At 39.4% G+C, this 19,953-nt stretch carries 17 protein-coding genes; 11 read left to right on the top strand and 6 right to left on the bottom strand.

Annotated features, from left to right (window positions below; genetic code table 11):
* Window positions 1-347 (bottom strand): FAD-dependent oxidoreductase (locus SB775_RS10750; RefSeq protein ID WP_410861582.1); only part of this gene is annotated, 347 nt, incomplete at its 3' end.
* 39 nt (window positions 348-386) lie between these two features.
* Entirely contained in the window at window positions 387-818 is a 432-nt protein-coding gene (locus tag SB775_RS10745; protein ID WP_284469681.1) for a helical membrane plugin domain-containing protein, read from the bottom strand.
* 335 nt (window positions 819-1,153) lie between these two features.
* On the opposite strand from SB775_RS10745, the gene SB775_RS10740 reads away from it, so the two are divergent.
* Window positions 1,154-1,324: a hypothetical protein gene (locus SB775_RS10740; protein ID WP_176432007.1), complete on the top strand. Its 171-nt coding sequence runs from the start codon at window positions 1,154-1,156 to the stop codon at window positions 1,322-1,324.
* 871 nt (window positions 1,325-2,195) lie between these two features.
* Here the strand turns inward: SB775_RS10740 and SB775_RS10735 are convergent.
* Complete coding sequence (locus tag SB775_RS10735; RefSeq protein WP_089364204.1) at window positions 2,196-2,780, bottom strand: DJ-1/PfpI family protein; 585 nt, start codon at window positions 2,778-2,780, stop codon at window positions 2,196-2,198.
* Between the two features lie 149 nt (window positions 2,781-2,929).
* Between SB775_RS10735 and SB775_RS10730 the strand changes: the two genes are divergently transcribed.
* From SB775_RS10730 to SB775_RS10700, 7 genes are all read left to right on the top strand, one after another.
* The gene (locus tag SB775_RS10730) at window positions 2,930-3,361 is read left to right on the top strand and encodes an Lrp/AsnC family transcriptional regulator (RefSeq protein ID WP_410861581.1); all 432 of its coding nucleotides are present in this window, start codon (window positions 2,930-2,932) and stop codon (window positions 3,359-3,361) included.
* Between the two features lie 131 nt (window positions 3,362-3,492).
* Complete coding sequence (locus SB775_RS10725) at window positions 3,493-4,323, top strand: STAS domain-containing protein (RefSeq protein ID WP_410861580.1); 831 nt, start codon at window positions 3,493-3,495, stop codon at window positions 4,321-4,323.
* 896 nt (window positions 4,324-5,219) lie between these two features.
* The gene (locus SB775_RS10720) at window positions 5,220-5,909 is read left to right on the top strand and encodes a WxL domain-containing protein (RefSeq protein ID WP_410861579.1); all 690 of its coding nucleotides are present in this window, start codon (window positions 5,220-5,222) and stop codon (window positions 5,907-5,909) included.
* 25 nt (window positions 5,910-5,934) lie between these two features.
* Window positions 5,935-6,630, top strand: coding sequence for a WxL domain-containing protein (locus SB775_RS10715; RefSeq protein ID WP_410861578.1), 696 nt, complete (start codon window positions 5,935-5,937; stop codon window positions 6,628-6,630).
* Window positions 6,631-6,722: 92 nt separating this feature from the next.
* Window positions 6,723-7,748: a WxLIP family cell surface protein gene (locus SB775_RS10710; protein ID WP_410861577.1), complete on the top strand. Its 1,026-nt coding sequence runs from the start codon at window positions 6,723-6,725 to the stop codon at window positions 7,746-7,748.
* Window positions 7,735-10,074, top strand: a complete 2,340-nt coding sequence (locus SB775_RS10705) for an L-type lectin-domain containing protein (protein ID WP_410861576.1) — start codon at window positions 7,735-7,737, stop codon at window positions 10,072-10,074. The genes SB775_RS10710 and SB775_RS10705 overlap by 14 nt, the downstream gene beginning before the upstream one ends.
* 902 nt (window positions 10,075-10,976) lie before the next feature.
* Window positions 10,977-12,479, top strand: coding sequence for a BglG family transcription antiterminator (locus SB775_RS10700; RefSeq protein WP_410861575.1), 1,503 nt, complete (start codon window positions 10,977-10,979; stop codon window positions 12,477-12,479).
* A gap of 387 nt (window positions 12,480-12,866) precedes the next feature.
* Here SB775_RS10700 and SB775_RS10695 read toward each other — a convergent pair whose 3' ends face one another.
* A complete protein-coding gene (locus SB775_RS10695) occupies window positions 12,867-13,058 on the bottom strand; it encodes a GNAT family N-acetyltransferase (RefSeq protein WP_289319646.1) in 192 nt (63 codons plus the stop codon).
* Between the two features lie 169 nt (window positions 13,059-13,227).
* Between SB775_RS10695 and SB775_RS10690 the strand changes: the two genes are divergently transcribed.
* Together SB775_RS10690 and SB775_RS10685 are read left to right on the top strand one after the other, a co-directional pair.
* A complete protein-coding gene (locus SB775_RS10690) occupies window positions 13,228-13,374 on the top strand; it encodes a hypothetical protein (protein ID WP_100298038.1) in 147 nt (48 codons plus the stop codon).
* Between the two features lie 115 nt (window positions 13,375-13,489).
* Window positions 13,490-14,455, top strand: a complete 966-nt coding sequence (locus SB775_RS10685; RefSeq protein ID WP_061466207.1) for a quinone oxidoreductase family protein — start codon at window positions 13,490-13,492, stop codon at window positions 14,453-14,455.
* A gap of 611 nt (window positions 14,456-15,066) precedes the next feature.
* On the opposite strand, the gene SB775_RS10680 is transcribed toward SB775_RS10685, so the two are convergent.
* Window positions 15,067-16,458, bottom strand: coding sequence for a hypothetical protein (locus tag SB775_RS10680; protein ID WP_410861574.1), 1,392 nt, complete (start codon window positions 16,456-16,458; stop codon window positions 15,067-15,069).
* Between the two features lie 239 nt (window positions 16,459-16,697).
* On the opposite strand from SB775_RS10680, the gene SB775_RS10675 reads away from it, so the two are divergent.
* On the top strand, window positions 16,698-18,458 hold the full coding sequence (locus tag SB775_RS10675; RefSeq protein WP_410861573.1) for a hypothetical protein: 1,761 nt from the start codon (window positions 16,698-16,700) through the stop codon (window positions 18,456-18,458).
* Window positions 18,459-18,542: 84 nt separating this feature from the next.
* Here the strand turns inward: SB775_RS10675 and SB775_RS10670 are convergent, their stop codons facing one another.
* On the bottom strand, window positions 18,543-19,235 hold the full coding sequence (locus SB775_RS10670; protein ID WP_410861572.1) for an FHA domain-containing protein: 693 nt from the start codon (window positions 19,233-19,235) through the stop codon (window positions 18,543-18,545).
* Window positions 19,236-19,953: the final 718 nt, after the last annotated feature.

The following is a 19,953-nucleotide window of genomic DNA, read 5'->3' as shown; positions in this document are numbered from 1 at the left end:
ATGCCGAAGAATCCTGTTTGGCTTCCCAAAGCAACAACTAGGGCATCATAAGATAAAGTGGAACCATTCGCAAGTTTCACTTCTTTTTTATCGACTGAGAAAGACTCCACTTTTGAAATGGTAAGGTCGATATCTTTTCCTTTGAAAAGTTTTTCCAAAGGAATCGAAACGGCTTGTTCAGAAATGGATCCGCCTGCAAGACGGTGCAATTCGGTGATGATTTGGTGCGTTGGAAATTGATTCACCACTGTAACCTGCACTTCATCCTTATTGTAATATTCACGTACGGATAAGGCTGATAGTAATCCTGCGTAACCCGCACCTAAGATGACGATTTGTTTTGACATAGTTAATCCCCCGTCCTTACTGATTGAAAGTTTATCAAATTATTTTTGGTTTTTGCGTTCTGAAGAGACTTCAAGAAAAGCTTGGGCAAAACGGAAAAGCTTTTGTGCTTGCGGGTCTTTCATCATTCTTAACAGTCCAAAAAGACCGATCACATCATTATTCGCTTCTGCACGATCCTTAGCTTCGATGGCGTTAGCTGCAAGACCTTTCACTGAGCCCACTACAGGTGTAGCGATCTCCGAAATGGCGCTGACCGTATCATTTTTCAAAACATCATCAGTCGCAACCGATTGAGCGAAATCATAAGACTTTGTTAAAATATTCACTAATTCAGTCAGTTTTGGTAACTGCTCAACTAAAGTGTTCAAGGATTCCTGAACCTCGGGCTTTAATAATTGGTCCAGTACATCTAATTGTTTTTGGCGTGCATTAATTTGTTCAGTTTGTGATTGGGTAATCGTTTCTGACATATCCAATTCTCCTTTGCAATAAGCATTTTGTTGATGTAAATAGAAAAACTTGTAAAAAATTACACAAAGTGTGACACAAAAAATACATTTAAAAATGTAATGAAAGCTATCCTATAGTATATCCCTTTAGCTTCATGAAAACAGCTGATTTTTTAAAAATATTCAAAAAATGCGCTTTTCCTGCATATATGATAGACCAATTTTAATGAATGGTCTATGTTTGATCTGAAAGCTTTTACTAAAACGGTTATTTTATCCTAGAGCAGGGTGTCTATCATTATCATCATACATATTTCAATATTTATTCGCCATCCTAAATGATGGAGGTGAAAAATGTGGCGGATTCAGAATCAAAATTTATAGAAGAGAATAATGATAAGAGGCAAAATAAACTGGTTGGCAGTATGGACTATACTAAAGAACAACTATTGGAAGGCATGAATGGAATTTCTGAAGTTTACCTCAAAAACAGTGAGGAGGGCACATTGGAAACACCTGATAAATAATATTGTTGTGTAAGCATACTTAAAATAACAGGAACAATCGCAAACAATGGCTTGAGGAAAACGTTCAAATCGTTGAAGATAAATTCGCCAATGGGGAGCTGGATAGTTTGGATGTCATTCGCCAGCATGGTGTCATCATCGATTATGCAACGAATAAAGTCTTGCCAGAATCAACAAAACAGTTCCGTGAATCCATGAAAACCCGTTCATTGGCTTATTGGAAGTAACCTGAAAAAGGTTCCGAATTCATTCGGAACCCCTGACTGTAGATGAACTCGAAAAAAACGAGTTTGCCTGCAGTTTTTTTCTTTTTGAAAAAAAGATCCAGTTGATTTCAGAAATCCGCTCCCTTTCCGCCGACTGTCTGCCAAGCCTCCTCACCGCAAGCGGCTGCGGGGTCTCGGCTAGCCAGTTATTCGGCAGGAGTGTCGTAAATTTCTTCAATCTTTTAAGGTTTCATCCGTATAAAATAGTAAAAAACATAACCAAAGGTTTCTTTTAAAATCATGGTTTGGAATTAGACCATTCCGACCTCTTTTTGCCGCCACTTTCACGGTCCGTTGTCCTTCATAATTGCTTTGATATCTTCCATGTTTCAAGTTTTCATCCTTCTATTTTAAAAAGACTGTAGGAGAAAGAGTTCGGAAAACGCATTTAAAATAATGTTCCTGAACCAACTGACCTAAAGTAACACCTTCGACTCCAGGTATGATTTCCATCTGTATTTTGTAACAAAGTTGATTGGAACGGGTGTACGAGACCCCGCAGGCGCAAGCCGAGGAGGCTCCCCGCCCGCCCGCGGAAAGCGAGTTTCTTGAGCGGAAATTAACATCCAAATAACATCCAAATCGTGTAGGTTTCGAAGGCATATTTAATGGAAACCCATCAATTCCTTCACATGTTTACAATTTTCTTTGGAAGTGAGCATTTCCAAGAGCGTAAAGGCAACATCGAATGCTGTGGAAGGATTGTAGGATGTAATGATATTGTCCGTGACGACAATCGGTTCATTAACGACAATCGCACCAAATTCTTTTAGCTGACCCTGTCTCTTACTTGTTGGATGATTGTATGTAGTGGCTTTTTTTCCATTCAATATTCCGCTTTTTCCTAGCGGGAGAGAACCGACACAAATGGTTGCTATGATCTTGTTCTTATTATGAAAATACTTAATAACATCAAGAAACCTCTGATCATATGCATCATCATAGAAACCGGCTTCTTCAAAACCTCCTGGAATGGCCAAAGCATCGAAGTCATCAAGGTTCACTTGATCGAGGGTCAATTCCGGCTGCACCATGAAATTCCATGTGCATTTCAATTGTTCATGAAGTCCTACTGTAACCAGATCAGTCGTACCATCACCCTCTAATTTATTCCAGCCTAATACATCTGTAAACACACTTGCTTCAACCGCTTCGAATCCATTGGATAGCAGCATCAATACTTTTTTCATAGTGTATCCCCCTTATTTATATTTGTATTTATTATATAAAAAGCTAATTCCTTAATACATACGATAAATTATGTAATCATTTCATTTCTATTTATTTTATAATGTATTTAGGTGAATTTTATTAATAATAAAAAGTGAGGGTGATCGAATTGGATCGAACGGATAAAAAGATACTTTCCTTGCTGGAGAATAATGGGCGCATGTCCATGAAAGAACTGGCACATGAAGTTACCTTAACAGCCCCAGCAACGAAAGAACGTGTTAATAAATTAGAGGAAAGCGGAGTGATAAAAGGATATAAAACGGAAATATCCCTAGAAAAACTTGATAGGAGCATAACAGCATTCATTTTATTCGAAACGGATAGATGTAAAGACTTTTATCATTTTAGCTTGAGTCATCCTGAAGTTCTGGAATGCCACCGGTTAGCCGGTCAATACAGTTATCTTATTAAAATAAGTACATTTTCCATGGAAACACTGGAAGAATTCGTCGATGAGGCCATTAAATACGGGAAATCGTCCACCCATCTGATTTTTTCCTCCGCATCGAAGAATGTTTTTTCAGGAGAGGAGATTTAAGCAGGATTTAAATTATATGCTGCCGCCAACTCTTTAATATATAGCAATTTGCAGGAAAAAACTCCATCATTATAGAAACTAATAGTAACAAAAATCACAGTTGAAAGTTACAAAAAAGGGAGTGGAGAAGAGTGGGTTTTGTTTATGATGAAGATAAAATAATGGAATTCCTTTTGCAGAATAAAAGTGAGTTTGAAGAATATCTTTTATCAGCAGCGGTCAATGTCAGGGATAAAATCGAAGAAATCCTGCTGATTGGAAATGTCGATCTTTTGAATAATGCACATAAGCTCGTCCGTTATATAGTGGAGCAGAATGAAACGGATTTGATTGCCTTTGCCGAACAAGAGGGAGTTACGTGGGCAACCCACTCCTTGACGCTTTCATTCAAGCTGGAATGGATTCAGGCCCTCCGCAGAACGCTTTGGACCTTTCTTTATAAGTTCGAACAAGAAAAGAAAGCGTTTATTGAGGATTCCAAGGTCTTTTTTGATTTAGAGAAAATAGTGAATGAAAAGGTTGATGTATTTCTTAAATCCTTTTTCGTAAGTTACTCCGATTACAAAGACAAATTGATTCTCGCCCAGCAAAACTTGGTGGAAAATCTATCCGTCCCGATCATTCCCATCACTTCCACCACCTGTGTCCTTCCGTTAATTGGGACAATCGATTATTCACGGATACAGATAATCGAAGAAAAGGTATTGATGGAGATTGGTAAACTTCGGATACAAACCTTGATCTTGGATTTGTCCGGTATCATCGAAATGGAAGTTGAAATGATCACTGATTTAATGAAAATCCTCGATGGAACGGCAATGATGGGGTGTAAAGCTGTGGTGACTGGATTACGCCCAGAGGTTGTTATCAAGATGATCCGTTCAGGGGTTCAGTTAGATGGTAAAGCAGAAACAAAGGGTACGCTGCAGCAGGCCTTGATGGACTATCTTGTAGTCACCTAAATCGTGAAATGGAAGTCGCCATGTTGTGGCGGCTTTTTTTGGTGGCTAATTTGGGGTGTTAAGGAAATCCATTCACTGCTTTTTTTGACTCGGATAAGTAGATATGTATAGAAATTGACGTACAACGATACATTTATTCATTATGTGAACAACTTTTACTTGTTCTCGAAATGAGGGTATGTAGAAAACTAGGAAGATCACAGTAGGTCAAGATGCCACGGATCGTTTGTAGCTATAAGTAAATTTCCAATGAAGGTTAGCCTGAAGCAGGTTAACTTTTTTATTAATCGTTAAGTAGCGGCCGCCTATCCGCAAACACCCTCATTCGTATATGGTTTAAGATCCATTTCTGAATCTCCATCTTCTAAAAAAAAAACTTTGTGCCGACTTCTTCCCCTTTCATTCCAACCAATAACCCCTTTCTATAATTATAGCGAACTTTCTTTCTCACTTGATGCATCAAAAAACAACTTGTAAGTCACTAAGAAAAGCAAAATCATGAGTTTCTTAAATGGAGTTTCTTAAATGGAAAAGCAAAATTCATTATTGAAACAATGTTTTAATTTTTAACTTATATAATGATTTTCATGAAGTTGAGCCAGGTAACCGTTCTTGTTCCGTCCCCTATCTCGATAACTTGATAACTTAGGAAACTCATTTTTATTAAGGCGTAAATATTCTAGTGATTGGCATTTTGTATGTATGAAAGGTATTGGTAGTCCCAGATATTGATGCTGCAGCCTATCAACCTACAAAAGGAGAAATGGAGATGGTGAAAATATAAGAGGTATGTTCATCGTTTTAAGGGGTTTCTAGAGGGATTCAAGAAAGGTATTGTTGCAACTTCATTTGGTAGGCATTTAAATCTTCATAAAAATTAAGGAGGAATTGAAAAAATGAATGTAAAAAAGGTTCTATTTAAAGGACTGGCAGCGGCAGCCTTGCTGGTATTCGTGACGCCTGCATTTGCAAGCGCGGTTGATCCAACTGAAGTATTAGGAAGTGAAAACGGTAAAGGAGCCACTTCACATGGCCATATCACAATAATGCCAGCAGATGAAACAACAGGTCCGACTGACCCGATCGTTCCTAGTGAACCGGATGGGGAAACAGGAAATACAGGGGCGCTAACAATTGATAATGTCTCGCCTTTAGAATTTAATACCCACCAATTATCCGGTGGAGCTGTGGAATATTCAACAACTACAAAAAAACCAAACGTTCAAATAACGGATATTCGTGGTACTGGTGCTGGCTGGACATTACAGGTCTCAACTTCACCATTCAAGGATCTAACTGATGAAACGATGATTCTAAAAGGTGCCACTGTTACACTTCCAATCGGGACTGCAGTTACAACTCCAGGAAATGTTTCACCTGCACCAGAATTAAGGGAAGTACAATTAGGTACTGATTCTGAAGGAACTGCACCACAAATCCTTATGTCTGCTCAAGATTCAAAAGGAATGGGAACGTGGGTAGATCAATTTGATCCTAGCAACTTGAAAATAAATGTTCCTGCAGGAAACTTAGCTGGAGAGTATGTCTCAACATTGACTTGGAGTCTATTGGATGCACCACAATAATATAAAAAACCATGAGGTGAGGAAGATGAAAGCAATTACCCTGTCAGTGGCAGGAAGTATGATTCTGGCTGGATTTATCTTTTCGACAAATTCAGCGGAAGCAGCTGTCGTGAATAGCGCTATTTCCAAAAATTATATTGATTTTATTCCGGATGAGGGGATTACCAAGCCGGTAGATCCGGTCAATCCAGATGAACCGGATCCACCGAGTCCGATTGATCCTATAGATCCAGACAATGGCGGAACGGGAAATAGTGGATCTTTAACTTTGGACTATGTCTCCAACATCCAATTCGGAACCCAAAAAATTATGAGTGGGAACACTACATATAACGCAAATAATAAAGACCCATATGTACAAGTTTCAGATAAACGCGGAACGGGCGAAGGATGGGTTTTGACAGCAAAGGCTTCTGAATTAAAAAATAGCACTGGGGAGTCTTTACAGGGGGCTGAGCTAACATTCAAAAATGGACAAGTAAAATCACAATCATCAAATGTTTCTGAACCGCCAACGGCTTATGACGTTACATTTGATAATAGTGATTCAAAAAAATTCATGGAGGCACCTTTAGAAACTGGCCGCGGAACATGGCTGGACGTATTTTCAGGTTCTGACGGCGATAATGGTAATGTGCAACTAAAAGTTTTGGCTGGCTCAGCTGAAGCCGAAAGTTACAGTGGTACTGTAACATGGGAATTAACCAACGCACCTAGCTAAATACTCAAATAGGGCTTGGCTTTATAAGAAATTATGTAAGCCAAGTCCCATTAATATATATCACATCATGTTGAAACTAGAGGGGGATATAGATGAAAAAAGGGCTATTTATTTTGATTGTGTCCTTATTGATTGGGTTAGGAATCATTTCCCAGAATGAAACAGCCTTTGCTGGGACCATGGAATATTCAATCAAAGCCAATATTCCAAAAAACCAAATCAATAAGAAGTTGACTTACTTTGACTTGTATATGAAACCGGGGGCCGAACAAACGATATCTTTAACAGTGAAGAATAACTCGAGTGAAAAAATCGACTTAATGATTGAACCGAATACAGCCGTAACCAATCAAAATGGAGTGATTGATTACAGTAAAAATAATCAAAAAAAAGATCGTTCATTAAAGTATGCATTTTCTGATCTCATTTCCCCAAAACAAAAAGTAACGTTAAAAGGAAATCAAACGAAAAAAGTGCCTTTTACGATTCAAATGCCAGACGAACCATTTGATGGAGTGATTTTGGGTGGATTCTATGTGTACGAAATAAATCAAGGCGCCAAAAAACAAGAAGATGATAATGTTCAAATCAACAATGAATTTTCGTATGTGATTGGCGTCAAATTGACCGAAACGGATAAAAGGGTAAAACCCAATCTAAAGTTAAATAAAGTTCAAGCAGGATTGATGAACTATCGCACAGTGGTGACTGCGAATCTGCAAAACACGGAAGCTATGATTGTCAATAACTTGGAAGTAAATGCTCGAATTACGAAAGAAGGAAACAGGAAGATGCTTCACTCTTCAGAGAAGAATGGCGTATCCATGGCACCGAATTCTAATTTCGATTTTCCTATTAGCTGGGATAATCAAGCGTTAGAGCCTGGCAAATATCATATATATATAACGGCAAAAGACGGAAATCAAACCTGGAAATTTGACAAAATGTTTGAGATTAAAGGTGATGATTCAAAGAAATTAAATAAAGAAGCAGTTGAATTGGAAAAAGACTATACACTTATTTTTGCAGGGATCGGCGTGCTAATTGCGGTATTAATCATACTGGTCATTATTCTACTAAGAAGGAAAAAAAGCGGGGAAAAGCATGAAGAAGAGTAAAATATTCACTAGAGTCACTTTCTCATTTCTCATTATTATGGGCTTGTTTTTTTCAAGTCTTCAATGGCTGGATCCAGTGGAACCCATTAAAGTGGAGGCAGCCGGTCCATTAGAAGATGATCCTCCATCCGGTATTATATTGGATGGCCTGTTTACCACTCCATCAACAGGATCAAATAGCTCCATCATTAACGATCATCTGGTTTCAGTAACCCCTGGAACGGCAAATCAAAAGGGGGCAATTTGGTCAATCGACGATCTTAAAATGGATTTGACTAAAGATTTTACAGCCTCTATGTATTTGTATTTTGGGAATAACGGGGCAAATGCGGCAGATGGTATGGCATTTGTGATGCATAATGATTCAAGAGGTGTAAATGCTATAGCAAAATCTGGGGCAAGCTTGGGCGTTTGGGCAGACGAAGGCTATAATGGATCGAAAACATCGGGCATTCAAAAAAGTTTTGCTGTTGAGTTTGATACCTATAAAAATAACGGTGATTCTAGCTATTTTGATACTAATGTCAACGATGACCATGTTGCATGGGGGTATCCAGGGAAAACCGATACTTATATAGATTATACCGTTGGTGTTTGGCCGTTTCAGAGTAATAGGAGAACCATGAAACATAATAACGTAGATGGTAATACTGGCGTTCAGTATCCTGGTCTATTATCAAATGGTACATGGCGTAAATTCGAAGTGAAATGGGATGCTGCAAGCCAAGCACTCACGTATCAATTAGAAGGAGTAAATCCAGTTACTGTTGCTTTAAATGTACAAGATGTTTTTGGCTCTACAAAAGTTTATTGGGGATTCACTGGTTCAACAGGTCCTACTTACAAGCAAACCAATCGTGTCGCTTTTAATGAAATACCGGATTTAGTAAAAGCAGAAGTTGAGCAAACGATAACGAGACAGGATGATTCTGTTGTTGGAGAGGGCTCTTCAGTTTTTAAAGGTGATGTATTAACCTATACGCTTTATGCGAAATATAACGGTGGTTTACAAAATTGGAAAAATATCATCTTGAACACGGTCTTGAATGATCATGTTACGTTTATCCCAGGCTCCATGACATTGACAACCCCTGGTGAGACTGCCGCATTAGATGATAATTCGTGGTCAGGACAATCGCTGGCACTTAGTATTCCAAATATGGATTCCACTCAAAATGCAGCGACGGTCTCTTTTCAAGTGAAAGTCAATGCAACAACGGAGGCTGCCTCAGTTACCGAAACAGCTAGGTTTAATGGAGATAACATGGTGATTGATACCAATTCAATTGATTATGTCATCCAGCCTAATCAAGCACCAGAAGTAGCAATAAATGATGCTGGCCCTGTTTATGTATCCGAAGGTGAAGATTATGAAGTGACAGGAACCTGGAAAGACAGTGATGATTCTAAAGGCACTTTTTACTATGAATTGAATTCAGAGGAAATCCAATCTGAAGAAAAAGAGAAAGATGTGTCTTCCGATAGTGCCGACTGGAGTTTTCTCCTTGCAAAAGACCAATTAAATATGGGGGAAAACACTTTTGAAGTGTATGTAACGGATGAAAATGGAGGAAAGTCCAATGTAGCAACACTAAAAATCATTGTTGTAGAACCGCCATCTCTTACACTTGTTGATGCTGATAAGGAATTACCTATTGATTTAGGAAGTGGCTACACAATAAAAGGGACATGGAGTGATGCAGATAGTGACAAAGTGGACCTATACTATGTGCTGGATAAAGGTGAGCCAATTAAATTTGCATCTGGTGCAGCAAATGTTACTGATAAAGGGGAAGAAGTCAGCTACGAGCATACCATTCCAGCAGATGAATTATCAGTAGGGACACATACTGTATATGTTTACAGTGTGGATGATACTGGCAGGCGATCAAACGTGGAAAAACTCACCTTGAACGTCATTGGACAAGTTAGTTTCACCAATGTCGCTACGGATGTTAGTTTTGTAGACATGGAAATTCCAAATCAACCGACATTTGCAAAACGAAATGCCGATTGGGATATTCGCGTGAAGGATACTCGTGGTACCGGCAGTTCGTGGCGGCTGACGGCTACTTTAAGTGAAGATTTTTCTGATGGAGCCGGACATTATTTATTAGATGCCTTAACTTTTGTTGATGAATTTGGAAAAGAAGAAAAAATGTTACTAGGAGTTGCCATGAATGTTTTTGAACATACAACCAAAAGTATGGATGAGATATCCATACATTGGCGAGAAAATCAGGGGATATTATTAAAAATGGAACCTTTTGTTTATATAGGTGATTATAAGGGCAGGATTAAATGGAATTTAGTGGATGCGCCATAAAAAAAAGCCTATGGTTAATCATTTTTTAGATGATCGAATAAAACCCAATCAAACATGTTCTTCTCCTTTTTTAAAGTGACGATAAGTCAATTTAAATTGAACATGCCGAAGCTGAAAGAACATTGGCTATCGTTTGAATGGACGACTTTACAAGGCTCAAGGGATGTCCAATTGGGCATGTATTTGCGTCAGGCATGCCCGATACGTCTAGCTAAACAGCCTTTCCGTTAACCCCTCCGTGCTTATGATTGGTGTCTAGTTAAAATCGGGCAAGTGTACCTGAATTATTTAAAACAAAAAATGTAAAATGCTCGGTTTCGCTTTTTCTTTTACACTGGCTCTTAATAGACAGCTCATTTTCGTTTTAACAAGTTGGTAAGTCATTCGATGCATACTGGCTTCCTGTAAACGTGAATGAGGCCTTTTTTTGTATATTCCTTTTCTAACGAAGTGAGTACAGGAAAACTGTATAGCCCTTATGATCGTTGTGGAAGCCGTAGACCCTTCAAAATAGGTCAATATTGGTTTCCTTTTTCTTACATATATATCATTGCTGGCGCTTCTCTAAAACGTTCATAGCACTTAGTTCCGGAGAAAGGTTTTAAAAGTCTCTTTCATTATGATCTTTAAACATTTAATCCAATTATTTAGATTCGGGTTTGGAATAGAGGATTCTTTTCTTCGCACTACAAATTTAACAGCAGAAAATCATAATAATGACCTTATCGGGGAGAGTTCAAAAGCGGTATATACCAATTCATATTTGAACTAGTGTTCCAAAAAAGAAAAGGTTTAGATAAAAACGGGACCATTTAGGGGGTTTACTAAAGTATTTAATGGGTAAAGGGTAAGTGCATTTAGGGCTAATGTCTTATTAAGTGGACAGGTAAAGAGGTGATAGTATGAATCGATTTTATAAACGTTATTCAGACGTGATTTTTCATTTATTTAAAGATAATAAGTGGAGTAACTTGGCTGAATTATCCGATAAAACAGGGTATTCAAAAAGTACAATCCGGCGTGATTTAAAATTCCTGGAGACTTTAATCCCCGAGGGATGGGGTTTTGAGAAAAGTGAAAGTCTTGGAATATGTCTTATTAAACCTGAAAATGGTACTTTAGAAAATTTATTGGTGCAAATAAGAGAAACGAATTCCTATTTTCACATATTAAAGTTAATTCTTTTGAATGATGGTGTTGATATTTCACAGATTTCTCAAGAGGTGCATATTAGTCGTTCCACCGCATATCGTCACCTTGAAAAATTACAGGAGGTAGTACGGGAAGCAGGTGTAAACTTAACTGCTAGCCCATTCAAATTAGTAGGGGAAGAAAAGAAAATCCGGCGCTTTATAATGCAAAATTTGGATTTTGCGACATTGGAAACCTATACAGATAAAGATTCTCTCGAAGAAAAGGAATTTCAAACAACGTTACTTCATTTGTTTTCGAAATATTCGATGTCATTTCGGACTGGTGCTTTACACCGACTTACAATGATTTTATATATATCTAATCTTCGTGTTACTATGGGGTATTTCGTTTCCTATCCAAAATCAGTCTTAATGAATTACGAAGGCAGTAAGTATTTTGATTTCTCTAAAGAACTAGGACATTATATGGAAAGATGCCCCACGCGAGATATCCAACTTCAGGAAATATTTTACTTATCGATTTATCTCATGAGTGAGGAAAAACCAGTTAATAGATCACAACATCTTCGATACCTTCGAAACAGAATGAAAAGTAAACAAGGGTTTCCGTTGACTCAATTTTTGGATTCCCTTTCTGAATATGTTTGTTTTAATCTATCACAAGATGATATCTTCCTGTTCCATTTATACCAAACATTAAAGAGAATTTCACTTGAAACAGAATTTGAAATGGAGACTGTAAGGAATTCCATGTTACAATATCTTCCCTATTATGAATATAATCCAATTTTTCAGACCATAGAGAAGCTGGCTACCAAATCTTTCTTGACAGTGCCGCTTAAATTTAAGAAACTGGATGTTTTGGAAATATTCTCACTCCTTCAGGCAGCCATTCTGCGAAATAAGAATCAACACACAATAATAGTTGCTTTAGTTTGTCGTACATATACCGAAAAAGATTATATAAGGGAAGTGTTAAAGTATCACTACGGAAATCAGGTGAGGATTTCAACATTCGATCCCTCCAGCAAAGAATTGATTTACAAGTATGAAGAGATTGATTTAATCATTTCGACGGAAGAAGACATTATCGGATTTCAGAAAATTCCAGTAATTATGGTATCCTCTTTTCCAACTCCATCGGAATTAATGCAAATTAAACAATTTTTTGAAGATCATTTTTTTGACCAATTCAGTATGGACCCAGGATTGGTTTATCCATATGAAAAAATGAATGCCGTTGTTAAATGATTCACTGTGCAGAAAAAACAACTTGACTTTAACTACCAACGGCAGGAAACAGTTGGTATAGTGAGGAACCTAAGTATATCCGTTTCTGGGGTACTCTCTCTTTACCTAGGGGTTTACTTCAGCAAGGAATAGACATATGTATCACGAGGGAGCCTCTTTGATACATATAACTTCTTAATATTCCGTCCAGCCAAAGCTTACCCAAAAGATCGCTTGATGGCAGGTTTCCCAGAGAAACAACCGCGCCGATGCAAGGCCGTTGAAACCTAAGCGATTATTTCTTTAACAGCCTCTTACGCATATCCTTTGCGCCAATGTGCTGGACTGACCTCATATCCTATTTCCGCCCGTCTGTATTAGGGACCGTGGGCATGAAAACCGAATGTACTATCGAATCACCCGTTTTTCAAGATAGTTTTTCGCAAAAGAAGCTACAATATCCTTCGCCTGTCCGATATTTTTCAATGAATCCTGACCGTAAAAGCGGGTGACTTCATCTTTTGATAAACATTGGAAGATAGTTTCCGCATCACTTTCACGAATTTCCCGTAATCTTTTCGTGTACAATACAGGAAACATATGATTCCCTCCCCATTTATCCATTTTAATGATTCTGTTTCTTTGATGGTTTTTCCTTTATTATGAAGTGCCTATTTTGCCGGTATTTTCGGGAATAATCGGACAAGCTAACATTAGCACGTATTAAACAGCTCAAGTTAAATAGCATTGGATGAAGGGGAGATAGATCATGGGAAAAAAACATCGCAACCGTATCGCTTCACCGAAAAAGAATAACCATATTCCGAAAGCGGACATCATTGCAGAACATGAAGCACATGGTAAGGAATATTCTGCGAATAAACGAAAGAACGGCCCTGGCTCCAATACAGATTGAGTAAACTTATTGACTGCTCTAGCCTTTAAGGGAGAGCGGTCATTTGTGTTTCTTGCCATCAAACGGTTCATCCTATATCTTTAAGAAAGAAGAACCATTGAAGGGAGTTAGGATGATGAAAGCACTTGTCTTTGATGATTTCGGCGGGCCAGAAGTTCTGTCTGTAAGAGAAATTGCAGAACCTGAACATTCAAGATCAGCCGTGATCGTTCGAATGAAAGCGATCGGCTTGAATTTTGCTGATGTATATAGAAGGAAAGGGAATTATCATTTGGTGGGTGATCCCCCATTTATTTTGGGTTATGAAGGGGCGGGGGTCATCGAATATGTCGGGGAAGATGTTCATCATGTGAAAGCAGGTGATCGTGTTGGGTTTGCTGATGTTCCCCATGCCAATGCGGAGCTGGTTTCAGTTCCAGCAGATAAACTGCTGCCGTTGCCTGAGAGCATTTCCTTTGAAACGGCCGCTTCCGTTTTACTACAAGGATTGACTGCCCAATATCTAACTCATGACAGCTATCCAGTTAAAGACGGAGAAACCATTCTGGTCCACGCCGCTGCAGGCGGAGTCGGCCAATTACTGACACAGATGATCAGGATGAAGGGCAGTCAGGTCATTGGCTTGACATCAACAAAGGATAAAGCGGCTGTTGCCAAACAAACGGGTGCCGATCATGTTTTCCTTTACGGATCGGACTGGATGAATTCCATTAAGGAAGTAACCGGAGGTAAGGGCGTTGATGTCGTTTATGAATCAGTAGGCCAAACCTTGCTGAATAGTTTCGAGGCGACAAGGACTGGAGGGACTGTCGTTTTCTTTGGTATGGCAGGCGGCGATCCGGAGAAAATCGATCCAAGGATGTTAATGGATACATCCAAAGCATTAATAGGTGGAGACCTCTGGAATGTCTTGACTTCCCATGAAGAAAGGAAAAGAAGAACAGCAGAGTTGTTTGAATGGATCATGGCAGGAAAAATCTTCGTTGAAGAACCGACTCTTTTTTCGCTGGAAAATGGGGCTGATGCACATAGACTTCTTGAAAGCAGGAAAAGTACAGGGAAAATATTATTAATACCATAAAAAGGTATAAGGGCTTTCCATTCTAAATGGTGGTGGGGCCTTTTTATTTTAGGCTGTTTTCACATACTTTGTTGCTATTTACCAGGTAGTGAGTTGTGGTTGATTTCCCTCCAGATGCTCGCTTTCCTTGGTGCGGGCGGTGAGCCTCCTCGGCGTAAACGCCTGTGGGGTCTCACCTGTCCCGCTGCTCCCGCAGGAGTCTCGCACTTCCGCTCCAATCAACCTTAAATAGTTTCGTTTTAAAAACAGCAATCTTTACGAAAAGAGCCTTATTTTAAAATGGCCAGCTGCACTCAACACCTTATTCATACTGATGATCAGAAACTTTTTCAGTTCCTTTATATAGGCCCATTTTTAGACCCTTTGATAACTTATATATTTAAGCCCTTGCCACTAGAGGGGCTAAGGCCTGTTGTCAAAACAATCTGCTGACCAAGTTCCCTTATCCACAAGACCATTATGCAACACACGAATTCAGAGGAGAAATCCACAGAGGGCCATCCCAAAACCACAATCGTCATTCTGCAATTCACAGTCGGCCTTCGTCCCCAAAGAAGGCAAAAAAAAGAGAACGGATCCGTTCTCTTGGAAAACATATGACATATGTGATTTTAAGAGGAAATGGAGAGAACATCCAGACGCTTCTTTTGGATCGCGAAATAGGATTGGAGGGTTTCCTTTTTCTTTGAAAGAGAAAAGTTCCGGATAGCCGGGGCCACTGCATGATTGCCGAATTTAAGGGTCAAGGTCAACAGCCTGTCCAACTGGCCATATGTATCGTTTCTAATGCGCGCCATATACTCGGCAGCGACCTGCTTATCATCATCGGTACTTTTCTTTTTTCCTTCTGCCCGAAATTCTTCGGTCACAGTCTTTACACGGGAAATGAGCCATGTTTCGCACCAGTCGTTCAGCACATGGCGGATGAATTCTGCTTGATGGTGCTTTTGGAGAATGGGCTCGATATGTTCAGCCATTTCCAAATCATTCACTTCCCGGCAGAGAGCCTTCTCGGAAATATTTCTATGAAAATGAGCGCGTTCAAGCAGGCTTTTGATGGATTCTGCCTGGTGGGCATACTTGACCATCTGTTCCAATGTTTCGTTGTAAATGATCTTGCTTAAATAAGCAGAGGCCTGTTTTGGGGCAAGAAGTAACTGCTTATTGGCAGGAAGCGCCTGGCCAAACTTCTTAAGAGAATGAGAATAGACGAAACGGGCTAACTTCTGCAGTTCCTTTTGGATATCATTGGAGATGGTTGTCGCTTCTTGTAGAAATGAACGGAAAATATATTTGCCGACCCTTTCCAATTCCCTGCATACAGAATCATTGATATGCCCAAGGTAGCCAGAGTTAAAAATCGTTCTCCGCAACAATGTCCGTTCCGCCCTATTTTCTTTATACTGCTCCAAGACACCTTCGGTAAAGGTGAACACGAGAACTTCTTTCTTTGAAAAAGCCCTGCTTGCAAAAGAAATCATCACTAAATGGCCTAAAGCGTCATGGATTGCATCGATTGCATCCAATAAGCGCTGCCTTGTGAATAGCGAGCTGGAATCAGGGACGATTTCACTATAATCAAATAGTACTGACTCAGACTTCAAAACAGACATTCGGAAAGCACCCATAAGCAGCAGCCGTTTTCCATGAATCGTTAAGGATTTGAAAGCATCGCTATAAAAGAAACGGTATTTCTTGCAATAACGGTCAGTCTTCCTGTTATAACCAAGATTACTTGCGGGACCAAGGTTAAACTTATAAAAGATATCTTCACCTTGAGGAACAGGCACAAACACTTTTTTTAGAGATCCTTGTGGTGCGGTGAATTTATTGATGATCTGCCTTAAGTACTTTTCTGTCGTTCCGACTCCTCGGGCCATCATATGAAGCGGGCTCTGGATGACCCCGTCCCAATCACTGTGGAGCAAGGCGTACAAACACGTATCGAATTCAGTGGAAGATACATTTCTTAATAGGTATTGGTAAGTTTCTTCATATATCATAAGGCATCCATCCTTTTCTAGAATCTATATAAACATTGAATCGATAAAAGTAGCATCGTTGGAGTAAATAGTTTTGGAAGTTTTATGATATGGATGAAATATTATTTCGATATATTTTGAAAACAGTAAATTAGTTGCACAAAAGTGATAAAATGGTTAAATGGGAACATACATGACAAGGAGAGATATTTAAAACCATGATACTTTCACTACTCGTTTTCATCTTAAAAGGGATTTTTATGAAAATACCATTTGCCATATTGGGACTTTCCTTGATTCCGCAGAGATGGACAAACGCAATCACCAAAAAGGATATATCCTTTTTCATTGAACAGGTGCTGAGACTTTTAGTTTCTGCTGCCATATTGTTTTTCGTTATCGATATTATGCTATTGGATCTTACTACCACTGCATTCTTTTCGAGTTTTGCCATCATTCTTGGGCTCATTCTCATCATTGATTCCAGAATGTATGTGTACAGTGCCAGGGAATCTTCAATAAACCGACGAAATCGGAGGGGAAACGAAGCTGAGAAGCAACCAAAAACACCTTGGAATGTATATTTCAACAGTTTGATAGGATTCGTTTTGATATTAGCATGGGTCATCATGCTGTTTTACCCCATCACTTTTGCCGCAGATCTGCATGGCTGGACAAAGGTCGATAAGAAAAATGAGCTGGAAGAAGTTCAAGATATAAAAACCATGCCGCTTGTTACAGTGAAAATGGCAGATGCAAAAGGTGATGCAGCGATTAATAAAATAGAAAATGCATCATATTTCACTGAAGGCGAATACCGCCTAACCAATATTAATGATGAATTGACTTATACTTCACCAATTGAAATGGACGGATTTTTGAAAGCTGGGAAAGCGGTATACACGCCAGGTTATAATTTGATTTCTGCCGTATCGACGGATAAAGGGGCAAGTACGGTAAAAGGGAAGATGCTATATGCTCCCTCACAGTACCTCGATCATGATTTGGAAAGGACCATCCGCAAAGCATACCCGAATAAAATCATCCATGATTCATATTTGGAACCGAACGAAGACGGAAAGCCCTTCTTTGTAGCTTCAGTGGGACATTATTTGAAATACCGCAGCGGGCCCGCAGTGGACGGGGTAGTCGTAGTGAATCCTGAAACGGGGGGCATGAAATACTATCCTTTAGGAAAAGAACCTGAATGGGTAGATCGAACATTCACATTGGAAACGGCCCTGGAATATTGGACCTACTGGGGGAAATACGTTCACGGGTGGAAAAACCAGTCCTTATTTGGGCCGAAGAAAGATGTCTTGATTCCAAATGAGGAAAATATGCAAGTCACATTCAACGAAAAAGGCGAATTGATTTATGTAGTGGACTTCACCAGGGCTAAATCAAAAGGAAACTCAAAAACCCTTGTTGGTTACGGTGTTTTTAATGCCAAAACCGGTGAAATGACGTACTACAAAGGCGTCACGTCCGTTCTAACTGGAAAGGAAGCAAAATCCAACGCCAATGCGAGTGAGTTTTTGTCTAAATATCCAGGCTGGAAAGCCACTAATGGAATTTTCTATACGATATACGGTGCGCCCACTTATGTCATTCCGGTTACAAAGGGCAGCAAGTTTCAAGGTGTGGCGATCGTGTATGCCAATAGCGATAACCCCCAAGTTGTCTTTGGGAAAACGAAAGACGAAGCTTTCCGGAATTATAAAAAGCTGATTGCATCTTTAGGGAAAGTCAGTGGTGTAACGCCTCAAAAAGGATTTGAGATGAAAGAAATAAAGGGGAAAGTTACAAGGATCAACGATGCCAATCTTTCCAATGGATACGTATTCTATTTAATCGTAGAAGGCAATGCCAAGAGATTCTCAGTGGACCCTGGAGTCAATGAGCTATCTGATGTTGTATTGACGAATGTAGGAGACCGGGTTGTACTGAAGGTGATGGATATGGAAGAAGACGTCGTTCCAGTCGATCAATTCACTAATCTGGACTTACCTAAGAAATAAAAGCATGATTGAAGCATGAAAAAAAGCATTGGGTATCAGCAATGCTTTTTTTCATGCCTGCATTTAGAGTTCGATTGATTAACATTACAGGTCCGATAGTTTGAATGAAAGGATGGATTTCATATAATATCCCTTTTGAATGACGGCTTTTATTACGAAGTGCCCATTTATCCGTTTCCGCACCCGGTACAGCAATGAAGCGATTTCTTCTGCCGTCACAATTTGCTCGGGATCACCGATTCTCTCGGGCCATACATGCTGGACAATCTCTTCTTTTGAGATTAGGTTGTCCAAATTCTCATAAAGCAACTTAAAGCAATCGAATTCCTTAGTAGGCATTTTAATGGGTGCTTCATCATTGATGATCACGGTCTGAAGGTGCTTATTGATAGCCACGATTTGCTGTATCTCCGGGTTCACCGGAGTGAAATCCCGTGTTAAATCGTTGTCGATGGAAATCATGAATTCAATCAATCCATTAATCAAAGTAATGGAATCCCCCGGTTCGATGAGGCAGGGATGGCCCGGAACGAGCGGCATCTGGTTCACGGAGGTCCCGTGTTTGCTTGCCAAATCCTCAATGAGAAGCTGTCCTTCCTCCATATAAATCCGGCAATGTTCCCTGGAAACGAAGTCATTGTAAAGCATGAAATCAGCTTTGGAGTGCTGGCTTGCACGGCCAATCAGCAGGCTTTTCCCTTCATAAACATAGGCGAAATCCTCGGTTTGGCCTTTGTGCAAGGTTCTCGATACAACCTTGAAAGTTTTATAGATCATTCACTTCATATCCCCTTAAGAGTCTGAATATTTAGATTATTTTTATAGATTTATCATTTTGGCTACATGGCTGTTTAGTGGGTTCAATTTTATAATTATAAATTATCATACGCTTACTTACTAACGAAAAATGAAAAAAATACAAATTAGGCACACAGCCATTATAACTTAAAGTAATGACGGATGAAGAAAGTAACTCTATTTTTGCTTGCCTTGACTGTCAGAGGGGTGCTTTTAAGGCGTTTCCTCAAAGCCGGCCAGGCAGGCACCGGAAGAAGTATGCGATGAAAATGTACCTTACGCTTGTGGAAAAGGAGTTGACCAAAGGTGAGTATGTGGAGAGATAGGATAAATGCCTTCAGTATCCTGCTGATGATCATTAGTATGATAGTATATATTATTTTTCCCCAGCCCTTTACCCTCAGTCTGTACTGTATATTTGGCATTGCCTTTATTAGCCTGACTTTACTGAATTAAGCATATCCTGGATTGGGGAGGGAAACGGGAAGGAAGAAGACAGAAAAGGTGGAGGAGGCATGACTGAATACATGACTCTTCCAGTGACGTTAATATAAAAATTCAAATTCAGTGCCTGCCGGATCAACGGCAGGCTTTTTTCAAGCTCTAAATTACTAGAGGTACGCTATCCAAGATTTAATGATCATTATCATTCACCCATACTTTAAAAGAGCCATTTTTAATTGGAAACGGTATAATA

The sequence above is a fragment of the Peribacillus sp. SIMBA_075 genome, from assembly GCF_046534585.1.
This window is presented reverse-complemented; position numbering and strand designations above follow the sequence as displayed.